This window comes from Pandoraea commovens (assembly GCF_024704525.1).
GTDB classification, from domain to species: Bacteria; Pseudomonadota; Gammaproteobacteria; order Burkholderiales; family Burkholderiaceae; genus Pandoraea; species Pandoraea commovens.
Genome location: NZ_CP102780.1, coordinates 3,601,790 through 3,624,540, shown reverse-complemented (window position 1 = coordinate 3,624,540; position 22,751 = coordinate 3,601,790). Strand labels below are relative to the sequence as shown.

General features: G+C 62.5%; 18 protein-coding genes and 4 tRNA genes. 8 read left to right on the top strand and 14 right to left on the bottom strand.

The genetic code is table 11. The features are described 5' to 3' along the window. Nucleotides 1–153: 153 nt before the first annotated feature. The 5 genes from pnp (at nt 154) to NTU39_RS16485 (ending at nt 3,179) form a co-directional block, all read left to right on the top strand. A complete protein-coding gene (pnp, locus tag NTU39_RS16505) occupies nt 154–2,310 on the top strand; it encodes a polyribonucleotide nucleotidyltransferase (RefSeq protein ID WP_150574667.1) in 2,157 nt (718 codons plus the stop codon). A gap of 197 nt (nt 2,311–2,507) precedes the next feature. After that, nucleotides 2,508–2,583, top strand: a tRNA-Ala gene (locus NTU39_RS16500). Between the two features lie 169 nt (nt 2,584–2,752). Further along, a tRNA-Glu gene (locus NTU39_RS16495) sits at nt 2,753–2,828 on the top strand. A 98-nt stretch (nt 2,829–2,926) separates the two neighbouring features. Next, a tRNA-Asp gene (locus NTU39_RS16490) sits at nt 2,927–3,003 on the top strand. 99 nt (nt 3,004–3,102) lie between these two features. Next, nucleotides 3,103–3,179: transfer RNA gene (locus tag NTU39_RS16485), tRNA-Asp, on the top strand. Between the two features lie 288 nt (nt 3,180–3,467). Here the strand turns inward: NTU39_RS16485 and gudD are convergent. The 11 genes from gudD to wrbA all read right to left on the bottom strand — a co-directional run bounded on the left by gudD (nt 3,468) and on the right by wrbA (nt 15,740). Continuing rightward, nucleotides 3,468–4,796 carry a glucarate dehydratase gene (gene gudD, locus NTU39_RS16480; RefSeq protein WP_257958081.1) on the bottom strand — a complete coding sequence of 443 codons (1,329 nt, stop codon included), beginning with the start codon at nt 4,794–4,796 and terminating at the stop codon, nt 3,468–3,470. Nucleotides 4,797–5,010: 214 nt separating this feature from the next. Continuing rightward, nucleotides 5,011–6,372, bottom strand: coding sequence for an MATE family efflux transporter (locus NTU39_RS16475; protein WP_150663148.1), 1,362 nt, complete (start codon nt 6,370–6,372; stop codon nt 5,011–5,013). A 12-nt stretch (nt 6,373–6,384) separates the two neighbouring features. Further along, complete coding sequence (locus NTU39_RS16470; RefSeq protein ID WP_150663147.1) at nt 6,385–8,115, bottom strand: ArnT family glycosyltransferase; 1,731 nt, start codon at nt 8,113–8,115, stop codon at nt 6,385–6,387. A 319-nt stretch (nt 8,116–8,434) separates the two neighbouring features. Then, a complete protein-coding gene (locus NTU39_RS16465; RefSeq protein WP_150663146.1) occupies nt 8,435–8,701 on the bottom strand; it encodes a type B 50S ribosomal protein L31 in 267 nt (88 codons plus the stop codon). 153 nt (nt 8,702–8,854) lie between these two features. Next, complete coding sequence (locus NTU39_RS16460; RefSeq protein WP_257958080.1) at nt 8,855–9,706, bottom strand: M90 family metallopeptidase; 852 nt, start codon at nt 9,704–9,706, stop codon at nt 8,855–8,857. A gap of 96 nt (nt 9,707–9,802) precedes the next feature. Beyond that, on the bottom strand, nt 9,803–11,419 hold the full coding sequence (locus NTU39_RS16455) for an MFS transporter (protein ID WP_257958079.1): 1,617 nt from the start codon (nt 11,417–11,419) through the stop codon (nt 9,803–9,805). An 18-nt stretch (nt 11,420–11,437) separates the two neighbouring features. Continuing rightward, nucleotides 11,438–11,962 carry a MerR family transcriptional regulator gene (locus NTU39_RS16450; RefSeq protein WP_257958077.1) on the bottom strand — a complete coding sequence of 175 codons (525 nt, stop codon included), beginning with the start codon at nt 11,960–11,962 and terminating at the stop codon, nt 11,438–11,440. A 182-nt stretch (nt 11,963–12,144) separates the two neighbouring features. Then, a complete protein-coding gene (locus tag NTU39_RS16445; protein WP_150663142.1) occupies nt 12,145–12,531 on the bottom strand; it encodes a hypothetical protein in 387 nt (128 codons plus the stop codon). 633 nt (nt 12,532–13,164) lie between these two features. Continuing rightward, nucleotides 13,165–14,586, bottom strand: coding sequence for an FAD-binding oxidoreductase (locus tag NTU39_RS16440; RefSeq protein WP_257958076.1), 1,422 nt, complete (start codon nt 14,584–14,586; stop codon nt 13,165–13,167). 76 nt (nt 14,587–14,662) lie between these two features. Then, nucleotides 14,663–15,115, bottom strand: a complete 453-nt coding sequence (locus NTU39_RS16435; protein WP_150663140.1) for a DUF2069 domain-containing protein — start codon at nt 15,113–15,115, stop codon at nt 14,663–14,665. A gap of 37 nt (nt 15,116–15,152) precedes the next feature. Further along, complete coding sequence (gene wrbA / locus NTU39_RS16430; protein WP_039397667.1) at nt 15,153–15,740, bottom strand: NAD(P)H:quinone oxidoreductase; 588 nt, start codon at nt 15,738–15,740, stop codon at nt 15,153–15,155. Between the two features lie 289 nt (nt 15,741–16,029). Between wrbA and NTU39_RS16425 the strand changes: the two genes are divergently transcribed. Next, on the top strand, nt 16,030–17,424 hold the full coding sequence (locus NTU39_RS16425; protein WP_246184438.1) for a YihY family inner membrane protein: 1,395 nt from the start codon (nt 16,030–16,032) through the stop codon (nt 17,422–17,424). Here NTU39_RS16425 and NTU39_RS16420 read toward each other — a convergent pair. The 3 genes from NTU39_RS16420 to NTU39_RS16410 all read right to left on the bottom strand — a co-directional run bounded on the left by NTU39_RS16420 (nt 17,421) and on the right by NTU39_RS16410 (nt 19,980). Continuing rightward, nucleotides 17,421–17,753 carry an Mpo1-like protein gene (locus NTU39_RS16420; RefSeq protein ID WP_150663139.1) on the bottom strand — a complete coding sequence of 111 codons (333 nt, stop codon included), beginning with the start codon at nt 17,751–17,753 and terminating at the stop codon, nt 17,421–17,423. The two genes, NTU39_RS16425 and NTU39_RS16420, sit on opposite strands and share 4 nt — an antisense overlap. A gap of 107 nt (nt 17,754–17,860) precedes the next feature. Further along, nucleotides 17,861–18,676, bottom strand: a complete 816-nt coding sequence (locus NTU39_RS16415; protein WP_150663138.1) for an alpha/beta fold hydrolase — start codon at nt 18,674–18,676, stop codon at nt 17,861–17,863. After that, nucleotides 18,673–19,980: an O-acetylhomoserine aminocarboxypropyltransferase gene (locus tag NTU39_RS16410; RefSeq protein WP_257958074.1), complete on the bottom strand. Its 1,308-nt coding sequence runs from the start codon at nt 19,978–19,980 to the stop codon at nt 18,673–18,675. The genes NTU39_RS16415 and NTU39_RS16410 overlap by 4 nt, the downstream gene beginning before the upstream one ends. A gap of 374 nt (nt 19,981–20,354) precedes the next feature. On the opposite strand from NTU39_RS16410, the gene NTU39_RS16405 reads away from it, so the two are divergent. Further along, nucleotides 20,355–20,810 (top strand): CBS domain-containing protein, encoded by a 456-nt coding sequence (locus NTU39_RS16405; RefSeq protein WP_039397675.1) that lies wholly within the window; start codon nt 20,355–20,357, stop codon nt 20,808–20,810. Next, nucleotides 20,807–22,726, top strand: a complete 1,920-nt coding sequence (locus tag NTU39_RS16400) for an MFS transporter (RefSeq protein WP_257958073.1) — start codon at nt 20,807–20,809, stop codon at nt 22,724–22,726. The genes NTU39_RS16405 and NTU39_RS16400 overlap by 4 nt, the downstream gene beginning before the upstream one ends. The last annotated feature ends 25 nt before the right edge of the window (nt 22,727–22,751 follow it).

Below are 22,751 nucleotides of genomic sequence, written 5' to 3'. Positions count from 1 at the left end.
GCTTGTGTCATTCCAGGGTCGTCTCAGAGGCGCGCTGGCGGATTTTCGCAGCGGGCTACGCTGGAATGGCATAACACTCCCCCCTGTAAGGCGTCGGGATCACCCCGGCAGCGATATCGCGCCGCTGCTGCATTCGCGCGATTCGATATAGGAGTGCAAATGTTCAATAAAGTCGTCAAGTCTTTCCAATGGGGACAAAACACGGTTCGCATGGAAACCGGTGAGATCGCTCGCCAGGCATCCGGTGCTGTGCTCGTCGACATGGACGATACCGTCGTGCTCGCCACGGTCGTGGGCGCGAAGAAGGCCAAGGCTGGCCAGGATTTCTTCCCGCTGACGGTTGACTACCTTGAAAAGACTTACGCCGCCGGCAAGATCCCGGGTGGCTTCTTCAAGCGTGAAGGCCGTCCGTCGGAAAACGAAACGCTGACGTCGCGCCTGATCGACCGTCCGATCCGCCCGCTGTTCCCGGAAGGCTTCTACAACGAAGTCCAGGTGGTGGTGCAGGTCGTCTCGCTGAACCCGGAAGTGCCGGCGGACATCCCGGCCCTGATCGGTGCTTCGGCCGCGCTGGCCATCTCGGGTCTGCCGTTCAACGGCCCGGTCGGTGCCGCACGCGTTGCCTACGTCGACAGCCAGTACGTGCTCAACCCGTCGCGTGAGCAGATCGCCAAGTCGAAGCTCGACCTGGTCGTCGCCGGTACGGAACAAGCTGTGCTGATGGTGGAATCGGAAGCACAAGAGCTGCCGGAAGACGTGATGCTGGGCGCAGTCGTGTTCGGTCACGAGCAAATGCAAACGGCCATCAACGCGATTCACGAACTCGTGCGCGACGGTGGCAAGGCCGAGTGGGAATGGGCCCCGGCTGCCAAGAACGACGCACTGATCTCGCAAGTGGGCGAGCTGGCCGAAGGCCAACTGCGCGCGGCTTACCAGACGCGTGAAAAGCAGGCGCGTACGCAACAACTGCGCGCTGTGAGCACCGACGTGATCGCCAAGCTGGGCGAAGCTGCGGCTGCCAAGGGCGAAGCGGCACCGGACGACATCGAAGTCGGCAACATCCTGTTCGATCTGGAAGCCAAGATCGTCCGTAGCCAGATCCTGGCTGGTGAGCCGCGTATCGACGGCCGCGACACGCGCACCGTGCGTCCGATCTCGATCCGCACTGGCGTGCTGCCGCGTGCCCACGGTTCGGCGCTGTTCACGCGTGGCGAAACGCAGGCACTCGTGGTGGCCACGCTGGGCACCAAGAGCGATGAGCAGATCATCGACGCGCTGCAAGGCGAGTACCGCGATCGCTTCATGCTGCACTACAACTTCCCGCCGTTCTCGACGGGCGAAACGGGTCGCGTGGGTTCGCCCAAGCGTCGCGAAATCGGTCACGGCCGTCTGGCCAAGCGCGCGCTGGTCGCGTGCCTGCCGGGTGCCGACGATTTCGGTTACACCGTGCGTGTCGTGTCGGAAATCACCGAGTCGAACGGTTCGTCGTCGATGGCATCGGTCTGCGGCGGTAGCCTCGCCATGATGGACGCCGGTGTGCCGATGACCTCGCCGGTCGCCGGTATCGCCATGGGCCTGATCCTCGAAGGCAACAAGTTTGCCGTGCTGACCGACATCCTCGGCGACGAAGATCACCTGGGTGACATGGACTTCAAGGTGGCTGGTACGTCGAATGGCGTGACCGCACTGCAGATGGACATCAAGATCCAGGGCATCACGAAGGAAATCATGCAGGTCGCGCTGGCGCAAGCCAAGGAAGGCCGTCTGCATATCCTCGGCAAGATGACGGAAGCCCAGTCGGGCGTGCGTACGGAGCTGTCGGAATTCGCACCGCGCATGGTCACCATCAAGATCAATCCGGAAAAGATCCGTGACGTGATCGGTAAGGGTGGTTCGGTGATCCGCGCGCTGACGGAAGAGACCGGCACGAGCATCGACATCTCGGACGACGGCGTGGTGACCATCGCCAGCCCGAGCGCCGAAGGCATTGCCGAAGCGAAGCGTCGTATCGAGCTGATCACGGTGGAAGTCGAGGTCGGCCAGGTCTACGACGGTACCGTGCTCAAGCTGCTCGAGTTTGGCGCCATCGTCTCGGTGCTGCCGGGTAAGGACGGTCTGCTGCACATCTCGGAAATTGCCAACGAGCGCATCAAGGACATCAACGAGTACGTCAAGGAAGGTCAGGCCGTGCGCGTGAAGGTGATCCAGCAAGACGACAAGGGTCGTCTGCGTCTGTCGCACAAGGCACTGACCGAAGAAGAGAAGCAAGGCGGTGCACTGCTGGTCAAGCGCGAAGGCGACGCCCAGTAAATCGGGCCTTGGCATGAAGCCGGGCGGCGCGCTTGCGTGCCGCGACGACATGCCATGACCGCGATAAAGAAGACGGCGACTCTTGTGAGTCGCCGTTTTTTTATCTTTCGCACGGATTCGCAAAATAATGCGGAAAAAATGCGAGGAGGGTATTTACAGGAAATGGGTTTGTCATTAGAATCTCATTTCTCTGTTCGGGGGGTATAGCTCAGCTGGGAGAGCGCTTGCATGGCATGCAAGAGGTCAGCGGTTCGATCCCGCTTACCTCCACCACGGATTCAGAAGCTTGATTTTCAGGCTGCGTCGAAAGAGCAAGATTCTTGCAAAAACGATGCAAAAAACTTGAAAATAAAGCTTCACAAGCGAAGAAATGTTGTTTAGAATAGCGTTCTTCGCGAAATGCAGTAAGCAGTAGCGAAACAGACAAAGTTTTGACGATTTTGTCCCCTTCGTCTAGAGGCCTAGGACATCACCCTTTCACGGTGAGTACAGGGGTTCGAATCCCCTAGGGGACGCCAGAATTGGTGCCGGTAGCGAGTCGGTATCAGTTTAAAAATGCCAGGCAGTTTGTGGCGTAAAGCCCGCTGAAAGTTAGGCGGGTTTTTTTGTCGGTTTTGGAGCGGTAGTTCAGTTGGTTAGAATACCGGCCTGTCACGCCGGGGGTCGCGGGTTCGAGCCCCGTCCGCTCCGCCAAAACCTACGAAGTTCGGTGATATGCGCATGAAAATGCAGCAATGCCGGACAACTAGCAGGAAAGCAAAGTGAGTGACATCGCAATGCTGTAGCAAGTTTGGAGCGGTAGTTCAGTTGGTTAGAATACCGGCCTGTCACGCCGGGGGTCGCGGGTTCGAGCCCCGTCCGCTCCGCCAAACGAAGAAAGCCCAGGCTTAACCGCCTGGGCTTTTTTTATGCCCGAAATCACTCGGCCATCGAGCATCACACAGGTATCGCAGGGTCTCGCAATGAGGCATTCCGAAGGTTTCGATACCGATTTTTCCTCTTCTGATTCCCCCTTTAATAGCCTTGCGGATTTTTCGCGTCGTTTTTTGAAATTTCGCAGTTCGTGCGCATTGCGACCGGGCGGTGACAGAGCGTCGGGATTTTGAGCTTCCGACGCTCCGAATGATGCACTGACAGACGCGAGAAATGCCGATGAATCAGCGCATCAGGCAAGGGCGTTTCGGATCGAATTTCCAGTCCGGCACAAGATATTGCATGGCAACGCTGTCGTCGCGCGCACCGAGGCCGTGTTCGAGGTACAGCGCGTGGGCGGCCTCGACGGCGTCCATGTCCAGCGTCACCCCCAGACCTGGAACGGTCGGCACCTGCACGTTGCCGCCGATGATTTGCAGCGGGTTGCGCGTCAGGTATTGACCGTCCTGCCAGATCCAGTGGGTATCGATGGCAGTGATCTTGCCGGGCGCGGCCGCCGCCACGTGGGTGAACATCGCAAGCGACACATCGAAGTGGTTATTCGAGTGCGAGCCCCACGTCAGTCCCCACTCGTGGCACATCTGCGCGACGCGCACCGAGCCCTGCATCGTCCAGAAATGCGGATCGGCGAGCGGAATGTCCACGGACTGCAACTGAATCGCGTGGCCCATCTGACGCCAATCCGTCGCGATCATGTTGGTGGCCGTCGGCAACCCTGTCGCGCGGCGGAATTCCGCCATCACTTCGCGACCCGAATAGCCGTTTTCTGCACCGCACGGATCTTCTGCGTACGCCAGCACGTCGTGCTGATCGCGGCACAGACGCACGGCCTCGGCCAGCGACCATGCGCCATTCGGATCGAGCGTCACGCGTGCCTGCGGGAAGCGCTTTGCAAGGGCGGTGACAGCTTCGATTTCCGCGTCGCCCTCCAGCACGCCGCCTTTGAGCTTGAAGTCCTGAAAGCCGTAACGCGCATGTGCTGCCTCGGCCAGCTTGACGACGGCATCGGGTGTCATGGCGACTTCCGTACGCACGCGCTCCCAGTTGTCGCGTGCGCCGCGATTGTCGGCATAGGCCAGATCGGTGGCATTGCGGTCGCCGATGAAGAACAGATACCCGAGCATCGCGACTTCACTGCGCTGCTGTCCCTCGCCTAGCAGGGCGGCGACGGGCACCTCCAGGTGCTGACCGAGTAAGTCCAGCAGTGCGGCTTCGAGTGCGGTCACGGCGTGGATCGTCGTGCGCAGATCGAAGGTTTGCAGGCCACGTCCACCCGCATCGCGGTCGGCGAAGACACGACGCGTCTGGCCGAGAATTGCCTGAACGTTGGCGACGGATTGTCCGACGACGTAGGGGCGGGCGTCCTCCAGCGTCTTGCGAATCGACTCACCGCCGGGCACTTCGCCAACGCCGGTATGCCCGGCGCTGTCCGTCAGGATGACAAGGTTGCGGGTGAAGAACGGCCCGTGTGCGCCGCTGAGATTCAGCAGCATGCTGTCGCGGCCGGCGACGGGAACAACGCGCAATTCGGTGACGATGGGGGTTCGGCTCATGGCAGGGAACGTTGATCAGACCAAAGGGAACGAAGAGGATGACATATTGTTGTATGTCGTCAGACAACATTCTATGGAAAGTTCCGGAGATTGCCTTTGCGGGTATACCCGTTTTCTTGAAGTATCGGCCGAGTGAAGCTGTCAGTCGACGAAGTTGGGAGGGAGGGGGCGTGCGTGCGTAGTGCTTTTTGTTGTCGTACAACTTGGCCTGAATTCAGTCCGTCGCCGTGCCTTTGACATGCACGACCCAGCGCAGATACATCAGCAATCCGATGGCGGCGACCGCAACGCTCGCGCTGTTGGCGGCCCAGAATCCGGTGGCCCCGTGAAGCCAGGCGGGCGAGAGGCCGCCGACGTCGAAGCCGAGCACGTATCCGCCGCCCAATCCCACGCCCCATAGCGACAGGGCGTAGATGACGGTCGGTACGACCGCAACTTTCCATGCGCGCAAGACGAAGACGGCGTTCACCTGAAGGGCGTCGAAGATGTGATAGAAGGCGACGATGGTCAGCAGCGGCGCGGTGACGGCGGCGACCAGCGGGTCCGATGTGTAGGCGGCGAGCACCAGCGGTCGGCCGAGCCACATCAGCAAGGCCACGAGCAATCCCAACGTCCCGGCCAGCTCGACGCCACGCCGTCCGACCAGTTGCGCCGCCTTGTAGTCGCGTGAGCCGATGGCCTGCGCGGTGAGCGTTGCCGTTGCGATGCCGATCGACATCGGCAGCATGTACATGAGCGCTCCGAGGTTTGCGGCGATCTGATGGCCCGCAAGCGTGACGTCGCCCAGTCGGGCGATGAAGATCGCCATGAACGAGTAGGCCGTAACTTCGATGAGGTAACTCAAGCCCATCGGCACGCCGAGTTTGAGCAGTGCGCGAATCGCTTGCCACTGCGGCCAGCAGAACTTCGTGAAGACGCCGAATTCGCGCAGCTTCGGATGCCGCGCCATCAGCAGCAGTCCGAGGCCGCAGGAGACCCAGTTGATGGCGGTCGTGGCGATGGCGCACCCGGTACTGCCCAGCGCCGGGATGCCCAGTCGATCCACGCCGTAGATCAGCGCGAGATTCAGCGGCACCTTCAGCGCCAGTCCCGTCACCTGAATCATCATGACGATGCGCGGTTGCGCCACGGCGGTCGAGAGCGACGAGTACACGCGAAACAGCATGGCCGCCGGCAAGCCGTAAGCGAGGATATGCAGATAGGCGGTCGCGCGCGCCTCGAGTTCGGGCGTCGCTTCGGAGAGTCGCAGGATGAATTGCGGATGCGATAGCACGAGGAAGCCGGGCACCGCGAGGAACAGGGCGAGCCAGAACGTCTGACGCACTTCCTCGCCGATGGCGATGCGCTCACCCGCGCCGTAAAGCTGCGCGGCGATGGGGGAGAGGGCAACGAGAATGCCCATCAGGCCGACGTACACGGTGATGTAGATCGAGCCGCCGAGTGCGAGCGACGCGAGGTCGAAGGCCGAGGCACGGCCGACCATGGCGGTGTCCATCACCCCGAAGGCGATGACCGCCAACTGGCCGACCAGCACTGGCCATGCCAGCGCGGCAATGCGTTTGATGTCTTGCCACATGGTGTCGGACGATCAGCGCGGACGCGCCGCGCGACGCCACGGGCGCTCTTGCAGGACGTAAAGGCGGAAGCGTTCGTCACGGTCGGCTGCGCGACGGCCTTCCCACAGTTGACGCCACTCATAAGGCGCGAGCGAGAGCGGTTCGCTATAGTCCTGCGAATCCTGGCGCAGCAGCACGTCGCAGTCGTCATCGGCCGAACCGAAGCGCATCTTGCCGAAGTAAGCGAACGACGCGAGCTGGGCATCGCCCACCCGTGCCGTGCGAATGCAGGTGTAGTCCGCAGGCAAATGGGACGCAATCTGCGCGGCCACGTCGCGATACGTTCTGCCGTAGTTGACGACCGGCAGCCAGAGCGTCATGAGCAACACCCACATCAGCGTCGTGCCGCCGGAGGACAGCACCACGCTGCGCCACAGCACCTTCGGGCTACGCGACACGCGCCATGCCACCAGCGCCACCCAGGCGCCCGTGACGATCAGCGCGCTGATCAGCGTGATCCAGCTGAATTCCGGGTTGAAACCGGGCACCAGGCGTCGCAGGTTACGTGCCGTCGATGCAGGAAAGCCCGTAATGCCTGCAAGCCAGACGATCCATACGAAGCCGGCCAGCACGGTAAACGACAGCACGGCGAACCAGTCGATGGCGTTGACGGTGCCGCGCTTGAGCGTCGGCAGACCGAAGGCGGCGATGATCGAGAGTGCAGGCAGGGCCAGCATGAAGAGCTGGTTGCCCTGATGCGCTTGCAGCACGATCAGCACGAGGATCGTGATGGCGAAGACGAGAGAGATCGCAATGTGCGGGGCGCGTCGCATGCCGCGCCAGGAGTACAGCGACCACGCCGCGAGCGGCCACGCAGGCCACGCGAACAGCGCCAGGTTCTTGGCGATGTAGCTCAGCGAGGCGATCGTGGGGCCGCTGAAAGCATCCATCCCGATATCGGCCCACTCGCCGAGCCAGCGGCGCGCACCTTCGGCAAATTTGAGGGCTGCGAGGGGCCACGTGCAGGCGATGAGCAGAGTGATCGGGGTGGAGACGAGCAACAGCATGCGCAGCGGAAGCGCACGACACACCACGGCCGCGATCATGCCTGCGAGCCACAGCGAGAGTGTCATGAGCGGGGACGACGCCAGCGCCATCCCGCCGAGTGCCAGACCAAACCACACGGCACCCTGACGCGGCTTATCCAGACTGCGTACCAGGCCGTAGATCGCCATCGAGATCAGCGTGAGCTGCCCGACGGTGGCGGTCGTTTCATGGCCGCGCTCGGCCAGACCGAAGCACGCCAGCAGAATCAGCAACGCGCCATCGGCGAGGGTGCGACCGTAGTCACGCGGTTCCGGCTCACCGCCGAAAGCGTATTTGAATGGTTGCACTTCCGGGCGGCGGCCCAGCAGATAGGTGCCGTACCAGATGAACGTGCAGGTGACGTAGAAGCAAAGGCCCGTGACGATGCGGGCGGCGTCGGGTGCATCGAGCCACGAGAAGGCGCGGATGGAGAGTGCGCCGAGCCACGAGACGAGCGGGCCGTTGTCGTAAATCGGTTTGCCAGCGATGTTCGGCAACAACCAGTCGGACAGATGGCCGTGCGCCATCGTCCACATGATGCCGAAGCCTGCGGCGTCTTCGTTTTTCCACGGATCGCGACCGAACAACCCCGCCAGCACATAGATGACGCAAATGGCGATCAACAGCGAACGCGGTAGCGCGCTGGTGGCGGAGGCGGTGATGCGAACTCGTTTCATAGGCGATACGACAGGATCGGCAGGGCAGCCGGATCGGAAAGACTGAGGGGCTGAGCCGGAACTGGCTCGGGGGCGATGCTCGGGGTGAAACCGTGACCAACGCTCAGGGCAGACCTAAGGGGAAACGCGTGGCACCCTGAAAAGCCGACAGTATGACAGTAACCGACGACTTGGCGCAGCGCAGGCCCAAGAAAAAAGGGCAGCCTGAGCTGCCCCTTTCCAATGCTTTTCACAACGTCGGGATCTTGTCCCTGATGCGCTGACCGGCAAACGCCTGTCCGGTCCCGCATCGCGTTGTACGGCGCGTAGCCGATGAAGCTTACGCTGCCTTGCCGCCGGCGCGCGTGCCGAACTTCTTGCGGAACTTGTCCACGCGACCTTCAGCATCCATGATGCGCGTTTCGCCGGTGTAGAAGTTGTGCGATGCCGACGAGGTATCCAGCTTCACGAGCGGGTACTCTTTGCCGTTGAACTCGGCCGTTTCCTTCGTGTTGATCGTCGAACGCGAGACGAACTGGAAGTCGACGCCCGGCGTCATGTCGCGAAACAGGACTTCGCGGTAATTCGGGTGAATGCCTTCTTTCATGGTGCACCTTGAGTTAAGTCGGTAGCCAGTCTGCGCGAGCCCCTTGCCCGCTAACGCTATCGCCGTCGCTGTATTGACGGGAAACGCGCCAACCACTTTCCGGATTTGGAAAACGCGCATTATGCCATGAAAACAACAACTTTCGCAAAGTTTTCATGGGGTTGCGGCGGGCCCGTCCGGCGGGGCGGCGGCGGTGTCCGGCGCAGATGCCGCCTGGGCGGCGGGATCTTGCAGAAAATAGCGCGAAAAGAGCATGTACAGGGCCGGATACTCGCGCTGGAAGGCCTCGGGGGCGACGAAGAATGCCTCAGCGCAGACGGCGAAGAATTCTGACTCGTGTTCCGTCGCGTAGGGATCGAGCAGGGACGTCGAGGCGAAGGCGTCCCAATGCTCGTCGGGCACGTTCGCCACATGGTGGCAGAACTCCTCGTACGCCGGGTCGAACACATCGCACCATGCTTCAGACGTCAGGTCGCCATGAAGACGGCGCAGCATGGGCGGCACGCCGTCCGCTTCCCCGCCTTCCATATCGATCTTGTGGACGAACTCGTGGATCACGACGTTGTACGCCAGCACGTCGCTTGCCTGAACGTCCTGCCACGACAGCACCACCGGGCCGCCTTCCCACGCTTCGCCGCTGGCTTCCTGTTCGACGTCGTGCACGATGCCCGCTTCATCCTGAACCGTCTTGCGAATCAGGAATTCGCCGGGATAGAGCACGATGCCGGTCCATCCGCGATACAGCGCTGGTGGCAGATGCAGAATCGGAAGGCAGGCCTGCGCGGCGACCGAGACGCACATGGCTTGCGTCAGCGGCAGGTCGTGAGTCGTCGAGAAATGCTTGCCCGCCAGAAAGTCGGCCGCCAGTGCGCGGAGCTTTTCCAGATCGGCGGTGCTGCGTCGGGAAAGAAACGGCAAGGCGTTGACGACCTCGCGCCAGACGTCGTCTTCAATGGACGTGGCTTGTTGGGAAAGTCCCAGGCGGGCGAACAGAGTCTTGAGCATAACGGGCGTGGCCGGGCGCGGGTGCCGCCGCGACCTCTTCATACGATGGATCGCAGTGTGCAACGCAGCCGCGCGAAGAGCAATGACGTAACGATTCTAATTTAGCTGCTTCTGAATTGCCGCAAAAATCGCACCGCACAACGCCACGATGGCAATGAAATGAAAGCCGTCGATGAACGAGAGAAACGACGCCTGCCGCTCGATCATCCGGGCAATCTGTGCGAGCGCCGCACCCTGCGCCTGCGAAGCGGCAACGCCCGCATGCGTGAGCGCATTCGCGAGCGACTCCAGCGTCTGCGTGAAGATCGGATTGTAAGGATTGGCCACTTCCGTGAGCCGGGTGCGATGCAGGGCTTCCCGGTGCTGCTCGAACGCGACGATGGTGGAGACGGCGAACGAGCCGGAGAGCTGCCGGAGAATGTTCTTGAGGCGATATCCGTGCACGAAACTCTCGTGATCGAAGGTGCGGAACGTGAGGTTCGCCACCGGCAAGACGGTGAAAATGCCGAACACCGCCTTGAGCGCGAGAACGCCGTAAAGCTGCGACTGCCCGGCGTCCGGTGGCATGGCGCCGAGCCACATGCTGGTGGCGATCGTCATCAGAAAACCGCTCACGATCAGCAGCTTCTTGTTCGTGATGAACTTCGCCACACGGAAGTAGGCGAGTAGCAGGATGACGGTGAGTAGCGCGGAGTAGCCAAGCAGTTGTCCGGTGCGCTCGACCGTGAAGCCGAACCCCTGTTCCAGCAACCGCGGCATCAGATAGCTCTGCGTGTTCGCCAGATAGTAGTAAGCCGCGTAGAGCAGGAGTCCGACCTGGAACTCGCGTCGACGTAACGGCTGCAAGCGGATGAACGGCGCAGGATGCTGCCATTGGTGATAGCCGAACCACACCAGCGCGCCCACGCCCACGACGGTGAGCAATGGCAACACGGGCGTTTGCAGCCACAGCGTGTAACGCATCTCCTGGAGCACGACCTGAAATGCACCCATCGCAAGAGCAAAGGCCATGAATGGTGCGAACGGATAACTGCCGCCGGTGGCGCGGTCGCGCAGGCGGCCGACATCCGGTATGGCGAACCATGCAAGGCCTGCGAGCAGCACGGCCGGCGGCGCGGTGCACAGAAAAAGCGTGCGCCAGGTGTATTCGGAGACGAGCAGGCCGCCGATGAGCGGTGCCGCTGCTGAGCCGGTGAATAGCAGCAGGGCGAAGGTCTGGACCGTTTTGCCGCGACGCTCGGCAGGCACGCTCACCTGCGCGAGGATCCGGCACGAGCTCATCCAACTGCCAGCGCAGAAGCCCTGACACGCGCGTGCGATCACGAGTTGCGTCACGCTTTCGCTGGTGCCGGCAAGCACGGCGCCGCACGCGTAAAGCAGCAGCGACGCCGTCAGATAACGGCGGTAGCCGATGCGCTCGACGAACCACTGTTGTTTAAGAATGGCGAGCACCGAGGCGATGCCATACGCCGTGGTCATCCATACGAATTCTTTGGGGGACGCATCGACGCCGCCGGAAACATAGACGGCGAAATACACGAGGAGCGCGTTCTCGAAGAACTCCAGCCCGGGGATCAGGCCGAGGGCGTAACGATAGGCCTCGACGCGCATGGGGCGCAGCGGGTCCGCGCCACCGGTGTTGCCCGGAGACGGCGGGCTTGGCGGCGCTGTGGACGAGGTCGGAGGCACGGCGGGAGGCACGGCGGGAGGCATGATCGGAGTTGGCGTGACTCAGTGCGACGGGGGCGTCTTGCGCGCTGTGGCGGCGCGCTCAGCCAGCAAGTCGTCGGCCGGTACACCCTGAAGGCGCTGTTCGATGTAGCGAAGGTCGTGACGGATCTGGGCTTCCAACGTCTCGGCGTCGCGCAATTCGCGACGCACCTGCGCGGTGCGCTCGCGCAGCGTGTCGAGCTGCGACGTGAGTGCGTCCCGCACGACTTGCAGGTCTTCCTCGTTCATGCGCGATTTGCCCGCTTCGACCATGCGACGCGGACGTTTGAGCATTTCGGTAATCGCGGCAATCGAGAAGCCGAGCGAGCGCATGCGAAGAATGCGCCCGAAGGTTTCGAGATCGGCGGACGTGTACATGCGGTAGCGTCCGCCACTGCGGGCGGGGACGACGAGGTTTAGCTCCTCGTAATACTTCAAGGTGCGCGCCGTGACACCGAGCGCGGCAGCTGCCTGACCGACGGTCAGCAGCGACGCATCGTCCGGTGTGGTGGCGCCGGGGACGGTCGATGAGAGATCTGCGGGCATGAACGTGCCTCCGATCGAATGATGGACGGAATCTTATCACAACCTATACGTGAACGTACAGGTTTGGGTGCGGCGCATCACTGAAGGCATTCGAGCGGAAATGCAATCGGCCCGGAGAGCGTGGACGTCTGAGACGTCGCTGCTCACCGGGCCGATGGGAGGAGGCTGGAGGGTAGGGGAAACTAGCGCGCCGCCAGATTCGGCGCCGTTTCCCAGCGAATCGCGCGGACGCCGGCGGTGTCGCCGAGCGTCGAGACAAGATGTACGAGCGCGGCGCGACCACTGCGGTCGCAGCGCAACACGTAGTCGAGCTCCAGCAGGTAGCCGCCGGAGCGGTCGATGCGGGTCGCCGTTTCCGGCGAAATCCGCTGCGAGCGAAGGGCGTTGCGCACCGTGGCGTCGATGGTGTCTGCCCGGGACGCCAGCGTCAGCACGACGAGGCGGTACTGGGGCGACGAGTGCGACGCAGTGGTGTGGGGCGTCGGCGTGACATTCGATGTGGCAGACGCCGGTGCGAGGCGAGTGCGAGCGCGATCGAACAGCGACGGGATAAGCATTTGCAGCGTCATGGTGTCCTCCTGATTCAAGGGCCTGAGACGGCGGATGCCGGGGCTTGGCGATGCATCGTGTGCAGTCCGCTTCCGGGCCACGGATGGCGCGGGAGGCATACGTATAACGTCACGCGATACATGAATTCGACGCAAGCGTCGGCAGGCTTGATTGCGCCTCGGGCGACCGACGATGTCATGTCGGTTGCGTGGCGGCGCTAAAAAGCGTGCCTTGTTCCGGATGACGCGACGTCATCCGTCAAACAAACGCTGAACTGCGGAGATAGGTGCGGGAAATCTGAATCGCTTGCCGAAGTCTCGGATGACGCTGACGTCATGGGGATTCGGTGCGATCGGTGCACTACCGCTGCGGCATTGAGACCGGCAGCGGCAGTCGGGGACGACTGCGGGTTACCGGGCCAACGCCTCGCCGGTCATTGCCGACGCTTGCGTGCTACTAGAGCAACTGCCCACGGAAAACTCCGTCGTAATTGGAAAGAACCCATTCTAGGGATTTGGTGCGCGTCTGTAAAGAAAATGGCGGGATTTCGCGGCGTTTTGTCGCGAAATTGACGACATTTCTTCAAAAATTGGCGATTTCTTAATGCGTAGCCGTCGAGTGCTTCGATTGCCTGTCGCGGTGTCCTGATCGGCTCAGTCGGGCAGCACTTTGCCGGGATTCATCAGCCCGAGCGGATCGAACGCTGACTTGAGTGCGCGCATCAGCGCGATTTCCACGGGCGATTTGTAATGGGCGGACGCGTCACGCTTGAACTGCCCTAGGCCATGCTCGGCGCTGATCGTGCCGCGATGCGCATGCACGCTGTCGTGGACGGCGGCGGTGACGGGGCTCTGATATTGCTTGAGGAAGGCGGCCGGGTCGATGCCGTCGGGCGCCATCACGTTGTAGTGCAGATTCCCGTCGCCGAGATGGCCGAACGTCACCATTCGCGCACCGGGCGCAATGCGCTGCACGATGGGGTCGGTTGCTGCGATGAACGCGGGCACCTGCGAGACGGGCACAGCGATGTCGTGCTTGATGTTGAGACCCTTAGCCGATTGCGCCAGCGGAATGCTCTCGCGCAGATGCCAGAGCGCATTCGACTGCGTGAGGCTGCTGGCGACAATGGCGTCGCGCACGATGCCCCGCTCGATGGCCGCATTCAGCACCCGTTCCAACAGGTCGCGCGCGTGTGCCTCGCTCTCGTTGTCGGAGAGTTCAAGCAGTACCGATTGCGCATAGGGTTGGGCGAACGGATAGCGCTGCGACGTGAAGACCTGCGCGACCAGTTGCAGACAGAAATCCGACATCAGTTCGAAGCCCGTGAGCAACGGCCCAGCCATACGCTGTGCAAGATTCAGCAAAGCGAGGGCGTCGGCAGGGCTGTCGAGCGCGGCGAGCGCCGTCATGCGCGCGGCGGGTTGCGCGAAGAGCTTGAGCGTCGCCGCAGTGATCAGGCCGAGCGTGCCTTCCGCACCGATGAACAGATCGCGCAGATCGTACCCGGTGTTGTCCTTGCGCAGGCCGCGCAAGCCGTCCCACAACTCGCCCTGCGGCGTGACGACTTCGAGACCCAAACACAACTCACGTGCGTTGCCGTATCGCAGCACCGCCGTGCCGCCTGCGTTCGTCGCCAGATTGCCGCCGATAGTGCAGCTACCTTCTGCCGCGAGGCTCAGCGGAAACAGACGCTCAACTGCGGCCGCAGCGGCCTGCACATTGGCGAGGAGGCACCCGGCTTCGGCAGTGAGCGTCAGGTTATCGGCATCTACCTGACGGATGCGATCGAGGCGTCGCAGACTGATCACGACCTGACGCCCGCTGGTGTCGGGCGTCGCGCCGCCGGCAAGGCCGGTGTTTCCCCCTTGCGGCACCATCGGTACGCCATGTGCGACGCACAGACGCACAAGCGCGGCGGTCTGGGCGGCGTCGGCGGGACGTAGGACTGCGAGCGCGTTGCCAACGTACCGTTTGCGCTGATCGGTGAGGTAAGTGCCGGTGTCGGCGCACTCGGTCAGCACATGATCGCGGCCCAGCAGGTCGCGGCACGCAGTGAGGAATTCGGCTTGATTCATGGGGTGAAGGCGGGCGAAGGCGCGAGGCTGAGACGGGAAGCAGGGAGGGCGTCGCCTGACGGGGAATTGCAGCGCGCTAGCGCGCTGCTGCCGCCCGGGCCTTCGCCGCGCGCTTGAAAGGCCGCAGATAAAAGACGGTCGCGAGGAAAAAGACCAGCGACAGCGCTGTCTCGATCCAGGCAAGCGTGGCAGATGGGCCGGTATCGCTCATGCCACGCACCACGCCTTCTGCGAGGAATAGCAGGATGAACATGCTCGACCACTGGAGCGTATACAGATTGCCGCGCAATACGCCGCGCAGTGGCAGGAGCAAAAGCAACGCCTTGAGCACCAGCCACGAACCGCCCGGACGCAGCGGCGCCAGCCACAGTTCCCAAGCTACCGACAACGCGATCAGCGCCAGCAAGCTGGCAATGCTTACTCGTCGCAACCCCTGAGCGTCGCTCGGCGCGGGTGCCCGACGGGCATCGACATGCGGGTCATCGTCACGCGGGAGGTCGTGTTGACGGTCGGGCGGTGTGGCAGTCATGGGCTTGTCTCGTGGCCTGTACTACTGCGGGAAATGATCATTCTGCCAGCTTGCAGGCTGCGCGTGCGAGTCTTGCGCCGAGTGCCGAAGCCAACTGACGTTCGTCCGCCGAGAGCGGGTTGCCGTCGTGTGCGAAGTGCGTCGCGCCGTAAGGTGAGCCGCCGGTGCGCGTGCTCGAGAGCGCAGGCTCGGTGTACGGGAGCCCCATGAGCAGCATGCCGTGGTGCAGCAGTGGAATCATCATCGACAACAACGTGCTTTCCTGACCGCCGTGAAGGCTCGCGCTGGACGTGAACACGCATGCGGGTTTGCCAGCGAGCGCGCCGGACAACCATTGGGGCGTGGTGCCGTCGAGAAAGTACTTCAGCGCAGCGGCCATGTTGCCGAAGCGGGTCGGCGAGCCGAGCGCGAGACCCGCGCACTCTTCCAGATCGCGCAATTCGACGTACGGCGGGCCGCTGTCCGGGATGTCCGGTGCGCTGGCCTCGCATACCGTCGACACGGCGGGCACGGTGCGCACGCGCGCCTGTGCGCCGGGTACGCTGTCGATCCCGGCAGCAATGCATTGGGCGAGTTGTGCGGTCGTGCCGTGACGGCTGTAGTACAAAACGAGGATTTCAGTCATTGATGCGAGTGAGCGAAGGATCGAATGCGAGCCGGTTGACCGGAGTCGCGGGCTTTCCATCTTCCGGAGCACGCTGGCAACGCTGCCAAAGCCCTGAGTGCAGAGTGAAAAGCCTGCGAAAAGTGCGGGTATTATAGGGCGTTCCTGGTGGCGTGATTGTTGGGGGGAGGGGCGGCGGCGGATGGCGTTCGACCTGCCGCCGTCGCCGGATTTTTGTCACGCTGCCGTACCTGCGTCGTGTGTGTAGTGATTTCGTTGTGCCTGTGGATTACCTCGTAAGGAGCCCGATTTGTTCAAACTGTCCCGCATCAACTGGAATAACGTTCGCCAATTGCTGAGGTACGCGCTTGCGCGGGCACAGGACGACCGGATTCCCCAAGTGGCGGGCAGTCTGACGTTCACCTCGATTCTGTCGATCGTGCCGTTGTTCGCCGTGACCTTCGCCTTGTTCACGGCCTTTCCGATCTTCAATTCGTTTCGCGACGCGCTTCAGGGCTTTCTGCTCGAACACCTGATGCCGGAGAGCGTGAACGCACAGATATTCAATTACCTCAATCAGTTCGCCTCGAAAGCGAAGAGCCTGACGGCGTTCGGTCTGATCGGCTTGCTCTTCACCTCCGTGCTGACGTTGATGACGATCGAGTCGGCGTTCAACGTCATCTGGCGTGTGCCGCGTCCGCGCCCACTGGCCCAGCGTCTGCTCATTTACTGGAGCCTGCTCACGCTCGGGCCGTTGCTGTTCGGTGTGAGTCTGTCGATCAGCTCCTATGTTTTTACGCAATCGATGTCGCTGGTGAGCACTTTGCCACCCGCCGTGGCGTCGCTGCTCAGCCTGATTCCGCTGGCACTCACGAGCGTGGCGTTCATGCTGATGTACGTCTACATGCCGAACTGCAAGGTCGACTGGCGCGACGCGTTGGTGGGTGGCGTGGTGGCGGCGCTGGCGTTCGATCTGACCAAGCGCGGCTTCGGCATGTACATCCGGCAGTTCCCGACCTATACGGCGGTGTACGGTGCCTTCGCGGCCGTGCCGATCTTCCTGCTCTGGATCTACCTGTCGTGGCTCGTCGCACTGGCGGGCGCCACGATCACATCGGTCCTTCCCGCGTTGCGCCTTGGACATTTCCAGTATCCGCGCTTCCCCGGCAGCGATTTGCTCGATGGACTGACACTCATCCATCTGCTCAATCAGGATCGTGAAGCCGGTGGCGGGGGGTACACGACGCAGCAACTGGCGCGCACCATGCGCACGGGTCTTGAACACGCTAACGAGCTGCTGTGCCGCCTCGAACGCATGGGGTGGGTCGGACGCATGACCATGCAACCCCCCGCCGAGCGCTGGCTGCTGCTCGCGAATCCTCGGACGACGACGCTGTCACCACTCGTCGCCCAACTGGCGCTCAATGTTGACGAACTGGCCCGGCAGATGGAGCGTCATGCGCTGGACGGCGCGCACGTGGCCGACATCCTGCGCGAGGGGAAGTGGGACGTGCCGCTTGTCGACGCGCTGCCGCGCGATCCGTCGCTACCCGATGCGAACGCGTCGGACGAGGACATACAGGACGTAGCGGACGTAGAGGACGTAGAGGACGAAGGCGATGCGCATGCCGGCCCCCGCCGTGGGACCGAAGCGTCTTCGACGCAGGATGTCCGGCACTGGACCCCCGCGCCGGGCAAGCGCTAAAGCTTGATACGGCCGACGCAGATGTCGCGAAACATCACCCAGTCGCCCATCAGGCTGTAGACGGGGTGCCGAAACGTGGCGGGCCGGTTCTTCTCGAAGAAGAAATGCCCGACCCACGCGAATGCATAACCGCAAACGACTGCCGCAAGCAGCCACCACGCGTTGCCCGTCGCAGCGAACGTCACCAAAAAAGCGATCACACCCCACGAGCCGACGAAGTGCAGTCGGCGGCACGTGGCATTCCTGTGTTCGCCGAGATAGAACGGGTAAAAGTCCGCGAACCGGTCGAACGTTCGTGATGCCGGTGCGGGGTCATGGCCCTCGGTCATGGCAAGTCTCCTTGTCCTGGATGGCGAAAGCGACGTCTTCGCCTTACATCTTGGTCACACATCCCGATCATGCTGTGTCGAACCTGCATGCCTGCGTGCTGACCGGGTCAATCCCGCAAGAATCGTTTGAGCGCATCGAGCAGCGCATCCGGTTGTTCCGTCATGATGGCATGGCCAGCATTGACGAGTTCCACCTTGACCGGCGCGCCGTTGTCTCGCAAGGCATCGAGCAGGGCGTGCGCGGCGCGCGGTGGTGTCATCTGGTCGCGCTGTCCCAGCACGGCCAGCACCGGACATTTAATTCGGGCGGCGGCGTCCATGCCCTGATCGTAGCCGTTGCAGGCCTCGAAATCCGTAAGAAACACTTTGGCCGGATTCCGTTGCGCGACACGCTCCATCAACCGCTGGTTGCCGCCCCATGTCCAGAACCCGGGGCCCGGCGCGGACGGTTTGGCCGCGAGCGTGCTATGCGACCACGCATTGACCAGTGCGATAGCCTCGGACTCGCGCTCGGCGGCGGCGCTGAGCAATGTGTCTGCGACTTTCATCGGGTAGGCCGTGCCCACCAGCGCGATGCGCGAGACACGTGCCGGATGGCGTGCCGCCGCGTCTAGTGCGATCAGGGACCCCATGCTGTGGCCCACCCATGTTGCGCGCTCGACACCCGCCGCGTCGAGCACTGCGACTACCCAATCCGCCATCGCGCCGATAGTCTTTAACGGTGCACCGGTGCTGCGATGATGCCCCGGCAGATCGAGCGCGAGCACGTTCATGCCGTGATGCGCCAGATATCGACTCTGCAGTCCCCAGACACTGTGATCGTGCTGGGCGCCATGCAGGAAGACTACGGTCGGCTGCGTCGGTTGGATCGGTTTGCCTGCGGTGTAGGCGTAGACGTTATTGTCGGCAATGTCGAAATTCATCGTGCCTGCCCCTTCGAAGACGATTTCACCGCTGCCTTGAGGCCTCGCTTGAGGTCTTGAATCAGATCGTCGGCGTCTTCCAGGCCGATGGACAGGCGTACCGTGCCTTCCCCGATGCCGGCAGCGGCGAGGGCGGCGGCGTCCATACGGAAGTGCGTGGTGGACGCGGGATGAATGACCAGTGAGCGTGCGTCGCCGACGTTCGCGAGGTGCGAGAACAGCTGCAAGGCTTCAATGAATCGCCGACCGGCTTCGCGATCTCCCTTCAGGTTGAAACTGAACACTGCACCGGCCCCGCGCGGGAGTAACCGTTTCGCCAGTGCGTAATCGGGGTGCGATGCCAACTCGGGGTAGGCGACGCTCTCGACCGCTTCGTGACCCGCGAGGAACTCGACAACTTTGCGCGCATTCTCGACGTGGCGCGCCATGCGCAACGGAAGCGTTTCGATCCCCTGAAGCAGTTGCCAGGCGGCCTGTGGGTGAAGGCATGCGCCGAAATCGCGCAACCCTTCGCGCCGTGCACGCAGCAGGAACGGCGCGACCGAGCTTTCTTCCGCGAAGACCATGCCGTGGAAGCCGTCATAGGGCTCGGTGAGCTCGGGAAATTTGCCGCTTTTCTCGAAATCGAACGTGCCGCCGTCGATCAGCACGCCACCGATGGTCGTGCCGTGACCGCCGAGGAATTTGGTCGCCGAGTGATAAACGAGGTCCGCACCGTGCTCGAAGGGCTGGATGAGCCACGGCGTCGTGAACGTGCTGTCGACGAGCAGGGGAACGCCCGCGTCGTGTGCGACGTCCGCGACCTGTGCGATGTCGAGCACATCGAGGCCGGGATTCCCCAGCGTCTCGCCGAAAAACAGGCGCGTCTCGGGGCGAACGGCCGCCCGCCAGCCCGCCAGATCGCCGGGGCGAACGAACGTCGTTTCGATGCCGAACCGGCGCAACGTGTAATGCAGCAGATTGTGCGAACCGCCGTAGAGCGCGCTTGACGCCACGATATGCGAACCCGACCCCATCAGTGTCGCGATGGCCAGATGCAGCGCGGCTTGTCCGCTCGCCGTTGCAATCGCGCCGACGCCGTTCTCCAGCGCTGCCATGCGTTCTTCGAAGACCGCGTTCGTCGGATTCGAAATCCGGGAATACACGTGCCCGGCACGCTCCATATTGAACAGGGCGGCCGCCTGATCGGCATCTGAAAACACAAAGGAGGTGGTCTGGTAGATCGGTGTGGCGCGCGCTCCCGTGGTGGGATCGGGGGCCGCCCCGGCGTGCAGGGCAAGCGTATCGAAGTGCGGGACTGACATGTCGTGGATGGCCTCGCAGGTGGTGTGACGTGAACTTTACGTATACGGCAATCCTAGCACCACCTTCGTGCGCTCCGGCGGGCATTACGGGGGTGATCAGGGAAATTGCGGTGTTGTCTCATGTCAGGGGTAAGGTGTTGTCCGAGAGAGGGGCAGAATCGGCTGAAAACCCGCGTGGTACGGCGATGACGGCGTTCTTCGCCTTTCCTTTTGGGACGCTTTCCGATAGCATCCACCGAACAGGTTCTAATCACTATTTGACACGGAGACAGCGGGCGTACGCGCCGGCCATCCGTCTCGCAAGCCGAGTCCGGCAACGTCGGCGGCAGCGTTCCGCCACGATTGCCGGAGCAACACAATGAGGAGTGTGTGCCATGCGTGTGTCTGACATCCTGAAAGTAAAGGGCAACACCCTTTTCACCGTGACCCCGGAGACGTCGCTGGCGGATGCCGTCGATACGATGGCGGAACACGACATCGGTTCGCTCGTCGTAATGGAGTACGGCGATCTTGTGGGTATGCTCACGTTTCGCGAGATCATCAACACGATCAGCAAGAACGGCGGCACGGTCGGCGGCTCCACGATTCGCAAGATCATGGATGACCATCCGCTGACCTGCACGCCGGAGACAGACGTCAACGAAGTGCGTCGCATGATGCTCGAGCGCCACGCCCGCTATCTGCCGGTCATGGAAAGCCGCACGCTCATGGGCGTAATTTCCTTCTACGATGTGGCCCGTGCGGTCGTCGAGGAGCAATCCTTCGAGAACCGTATGCTCAAGGCCTACATTCGCGACTGGCCGGCCGAGGAAGCGGAAAACGCAAAGTGAGTGAGGCCAGTCAGCGCGAGGCTCGCGGCGACGGCCACCAATCACGACTGCTGAAGGAACGCCGTTTCGCGCCGTTCTTCTGGACGCAGTTCCTCGGCGCGATGAACGACAACGTGTTCAAGATCGCGTTCACGTCGCTCGTCACGTATCACGCATCGCTTTTTCAGGACGTCGATGGCAAGACCGCGGCGTTCCTGATATCGGCCATTTTCATCGCGCCGTTTCTCCTGTTCTCCGCGACCAGCGGGCAGATTGCCGACAAGTGGGACAAGGCCCGGCTGATCCGCTTCGTCAAGACGCTGGAGATCGCCATCATGGTCGTGGGCGCCGCCGGGTTCGTGTGGACGAGCGCGCCGTTGCTGTATGTCTGCACGTTCCTGATGGGCTTGCACTCGACGCTGTTCGGGCCGGTGAAGTACGCCTATCTCCCGCAGCACCTCGCCAATCATGAGTTGGTGGGGGGCAATGGGCTCGTCGAAATGGGCACGTTCGTAGCGATTCTTGTCGGCACGATTATCGGCGGCGAGTTGGCGGGCGCGGGCGCAGGGGCACTGCCGTGGATCGGCGGCGTGTGTATCGGTCTCGCGATGCTGGGGCGTCTGGTCTCCACCTGGGTGCCGCAAACACCTGCTGCACAGCCGGACCTGCGCATCAACTGGAATCCGTTCACTGAGACGTGGCGAAATCTGAGCATCGCGCGCAAGGATCGCGCCGTGTTTCAGAGCCTGCTCGGTATTTCGTGGTTGTGGTTTCTTGGGGCCACTTTCCTCGCATCGTTCTTCAATTTCTCGCGCGACGTGCTGGGGGCGAACCCCGACGTCGTGACATTGCTGCTGGCGATGTTCTCCGTCGGCATCGGCATGGGGTCGCTGCTCTGTGAGCGGCTCTCGGGAGGCAAGGTGGAAATCGGGTTGGTGCCGTTCGGGTCGATCGGCATGACGGTATTCGCTGTCGATTTGTACTTCGCGAGTCGGGGCGGCGCGCCCGGCGGGGCGTTGCAGACGGTCGGACAGTTCGTTTCGCAACCGGCACACTGGCGCATCCTGGCCGATCTGTTCCTGCTGGCGATGTTCGGTGGCTTCTACAGCGTCCCGTTGTATGCCCTCATTCAGAGCCGGAGTGCGCCGTCGCATCGCGCGCGCATCATTGCCGCGAACAACATTCTCAACGCGCTGTTCATGGTCGTGTCTGCGGTGATGGCCATGATGCTCACGAAAGCCGGGCTGACCATCGATCAGTTGTATCTCGTCACCGGCATTCTTAACGCGCTCGTCGCCGTCTATCTCTACTCCTTGCTACCCGAGTTCCTGATTCGTTTCGTGATGTGGTTAATGCTTCACACCATCTATCGGATCGAGGTGAAAGGGGCGGATCAGATTCCGGACGAGGGGCCTTGCGTGCTGGTGTGCAATCACGTGAGCTTTGCCGATGCCGTGGTGATCGGCGCGTCGATCCGTCGCCCGGTGCGTTTCGTGATGGATCATCGAATTTTCAAAATTCCCGTGCTGTCCTGGTTCTTCCGCACCGTGGGCGCCATTCCGATTGCGCCGGCGCACGAAGATGCGGCGGGTCTGGAGCGCGCCTACGCGCAGATTGCCAAGGCGCTCGACGCGGGGGATGTGGTTTGCATCTTCCCGGAGGGCAAGCTCACGGCGTCGGGCGACCTGCAAGTGTTTCGGCAGGGCGTGCAACGCATCATCGAGCGCTCGCCTGTGCCGGTGGTGCCGATGGCGCTGCGCGGACTCTGGGGAAGTTTCTTTTCGCGGCACGGCGGGGCAGCGATGACGCGTCCGTTCAAGCGGGGCATTCTGAACCGGTTGGAACTGGTGGTCGGCGAGCCGGTCGCACCGGCGCAGGCGACGCCCGAATCGTTGCGCGACAAGGTACTCAAGCTTCGCGGCCCCTGGCCGGTATAATAGACAATTCCCGTCACACCCCAAT

Bases quoted from the DNA above. Each gene is read 5' to 3' on its own strand.
- gudD (WP_257958081.1), bottom strand. From the start codon at position 4,796: ATGAGCCGAACCCCCATCGTCACCGAATTGCGCGTTGTTCCCGTCGCC.
- NTU39_RS16475 (WP_150663148.1), bottom strand. From the start codon at position 6,372: ATGTGGCAAGACATCAAACGCATTGCCGCGCTGGCATGGCCAGTGCTG.
- NTU39_RS16470 (WP_150663147.1), bottom strand. From the start codon at position 8,115: ATGAAACGAGTTCGCATCACCGCCTCCGCCACCAGCGCGCTACCGCGT.
- NTU39_RS16465 (WP_150663146.1), bottom strand. From the start codon at position 8,701: ATGAAAGAAGGCATTCACCCGAATTACCGCGAAGTCCTGTTTCGCGAC.
- NTU39_RS16460 (WP_257958080.1), bottom strand. From the start codon at position 9,706: ATGCTCAAGACTCTGTTCGCCCGCCTGGGACTTTCCCAACAAGCCACG.
- NTU39_RS16455 (WP_257958079.1), bottom strand. From the start codon at position 11,419: ATGCCTCCCGCCGTGCCTCCCGCCGTGCCTCCGACCTCGTCCACAGCG.
- NTU39_RS16450 (WP_257958077.1), bottom strand. From the start codon at position 11,962: ATGCCCGCAGATCTCTCATCGACCGTCCCCGGCGCCACCACACCGGAC.
- NTU39_RS16445 (WP_150663142.1), bottom strand. From the start codon at position 12,531: ATGACGCTGCAAATGCTTATCCCGTCGCTGTTCGATCGCGCTCGCACT.
- NTU39_RS16440 (WP_257958076.1), bottom strand. From the start codon at position 14,586: ATGAATCAAGCCGAATTCCTCACTGCGTGCCGCGACCTGCTGGGCCGC.
- NTU39_RS16435 (WP_150663140.1), bottom strand. From the start codon at position 15,115: ATGACTGCCACACCGCCCGACCGTCAACACGACCTCCCGCGTGACGAT.
- wrbA (WP_039397667.1), bottom strand. From the start codon at position 15,740: ATGACTGAAATCCTCGTTTTGTACTACAGCCGTCACGGCACGACCGCA.
- NTU39_RS16420 (WP_150663139.1), bottom strand. From the start codon at position 17,753: ATGACCGAGGGCCATGACCCCGCACCGGCATCACGAACGTTCGACCGG.
- NTU39_RS16415 (WP_150663138.1), bottom strand. From the start codon at position 18,676: ATGAATTTCGACATTGCCGACAATAACGTCTACGCCTACACCGCAGGC.
- NTU39_RS16410 (WP_257958074.1), bottom strand. From the start codon at position 19,980: ATGTCAGTCCCGCACTTCGATACGCTTGCCCTGCACGCCGGGGCGGCC.
- NTU39_RS16405 (WP_039397675.1), top strand. From the start codon at position 20,355: ATGCGTGTGTCTGACATCCTGAAAGTAAAGGGCAACACCCTTTTCACC.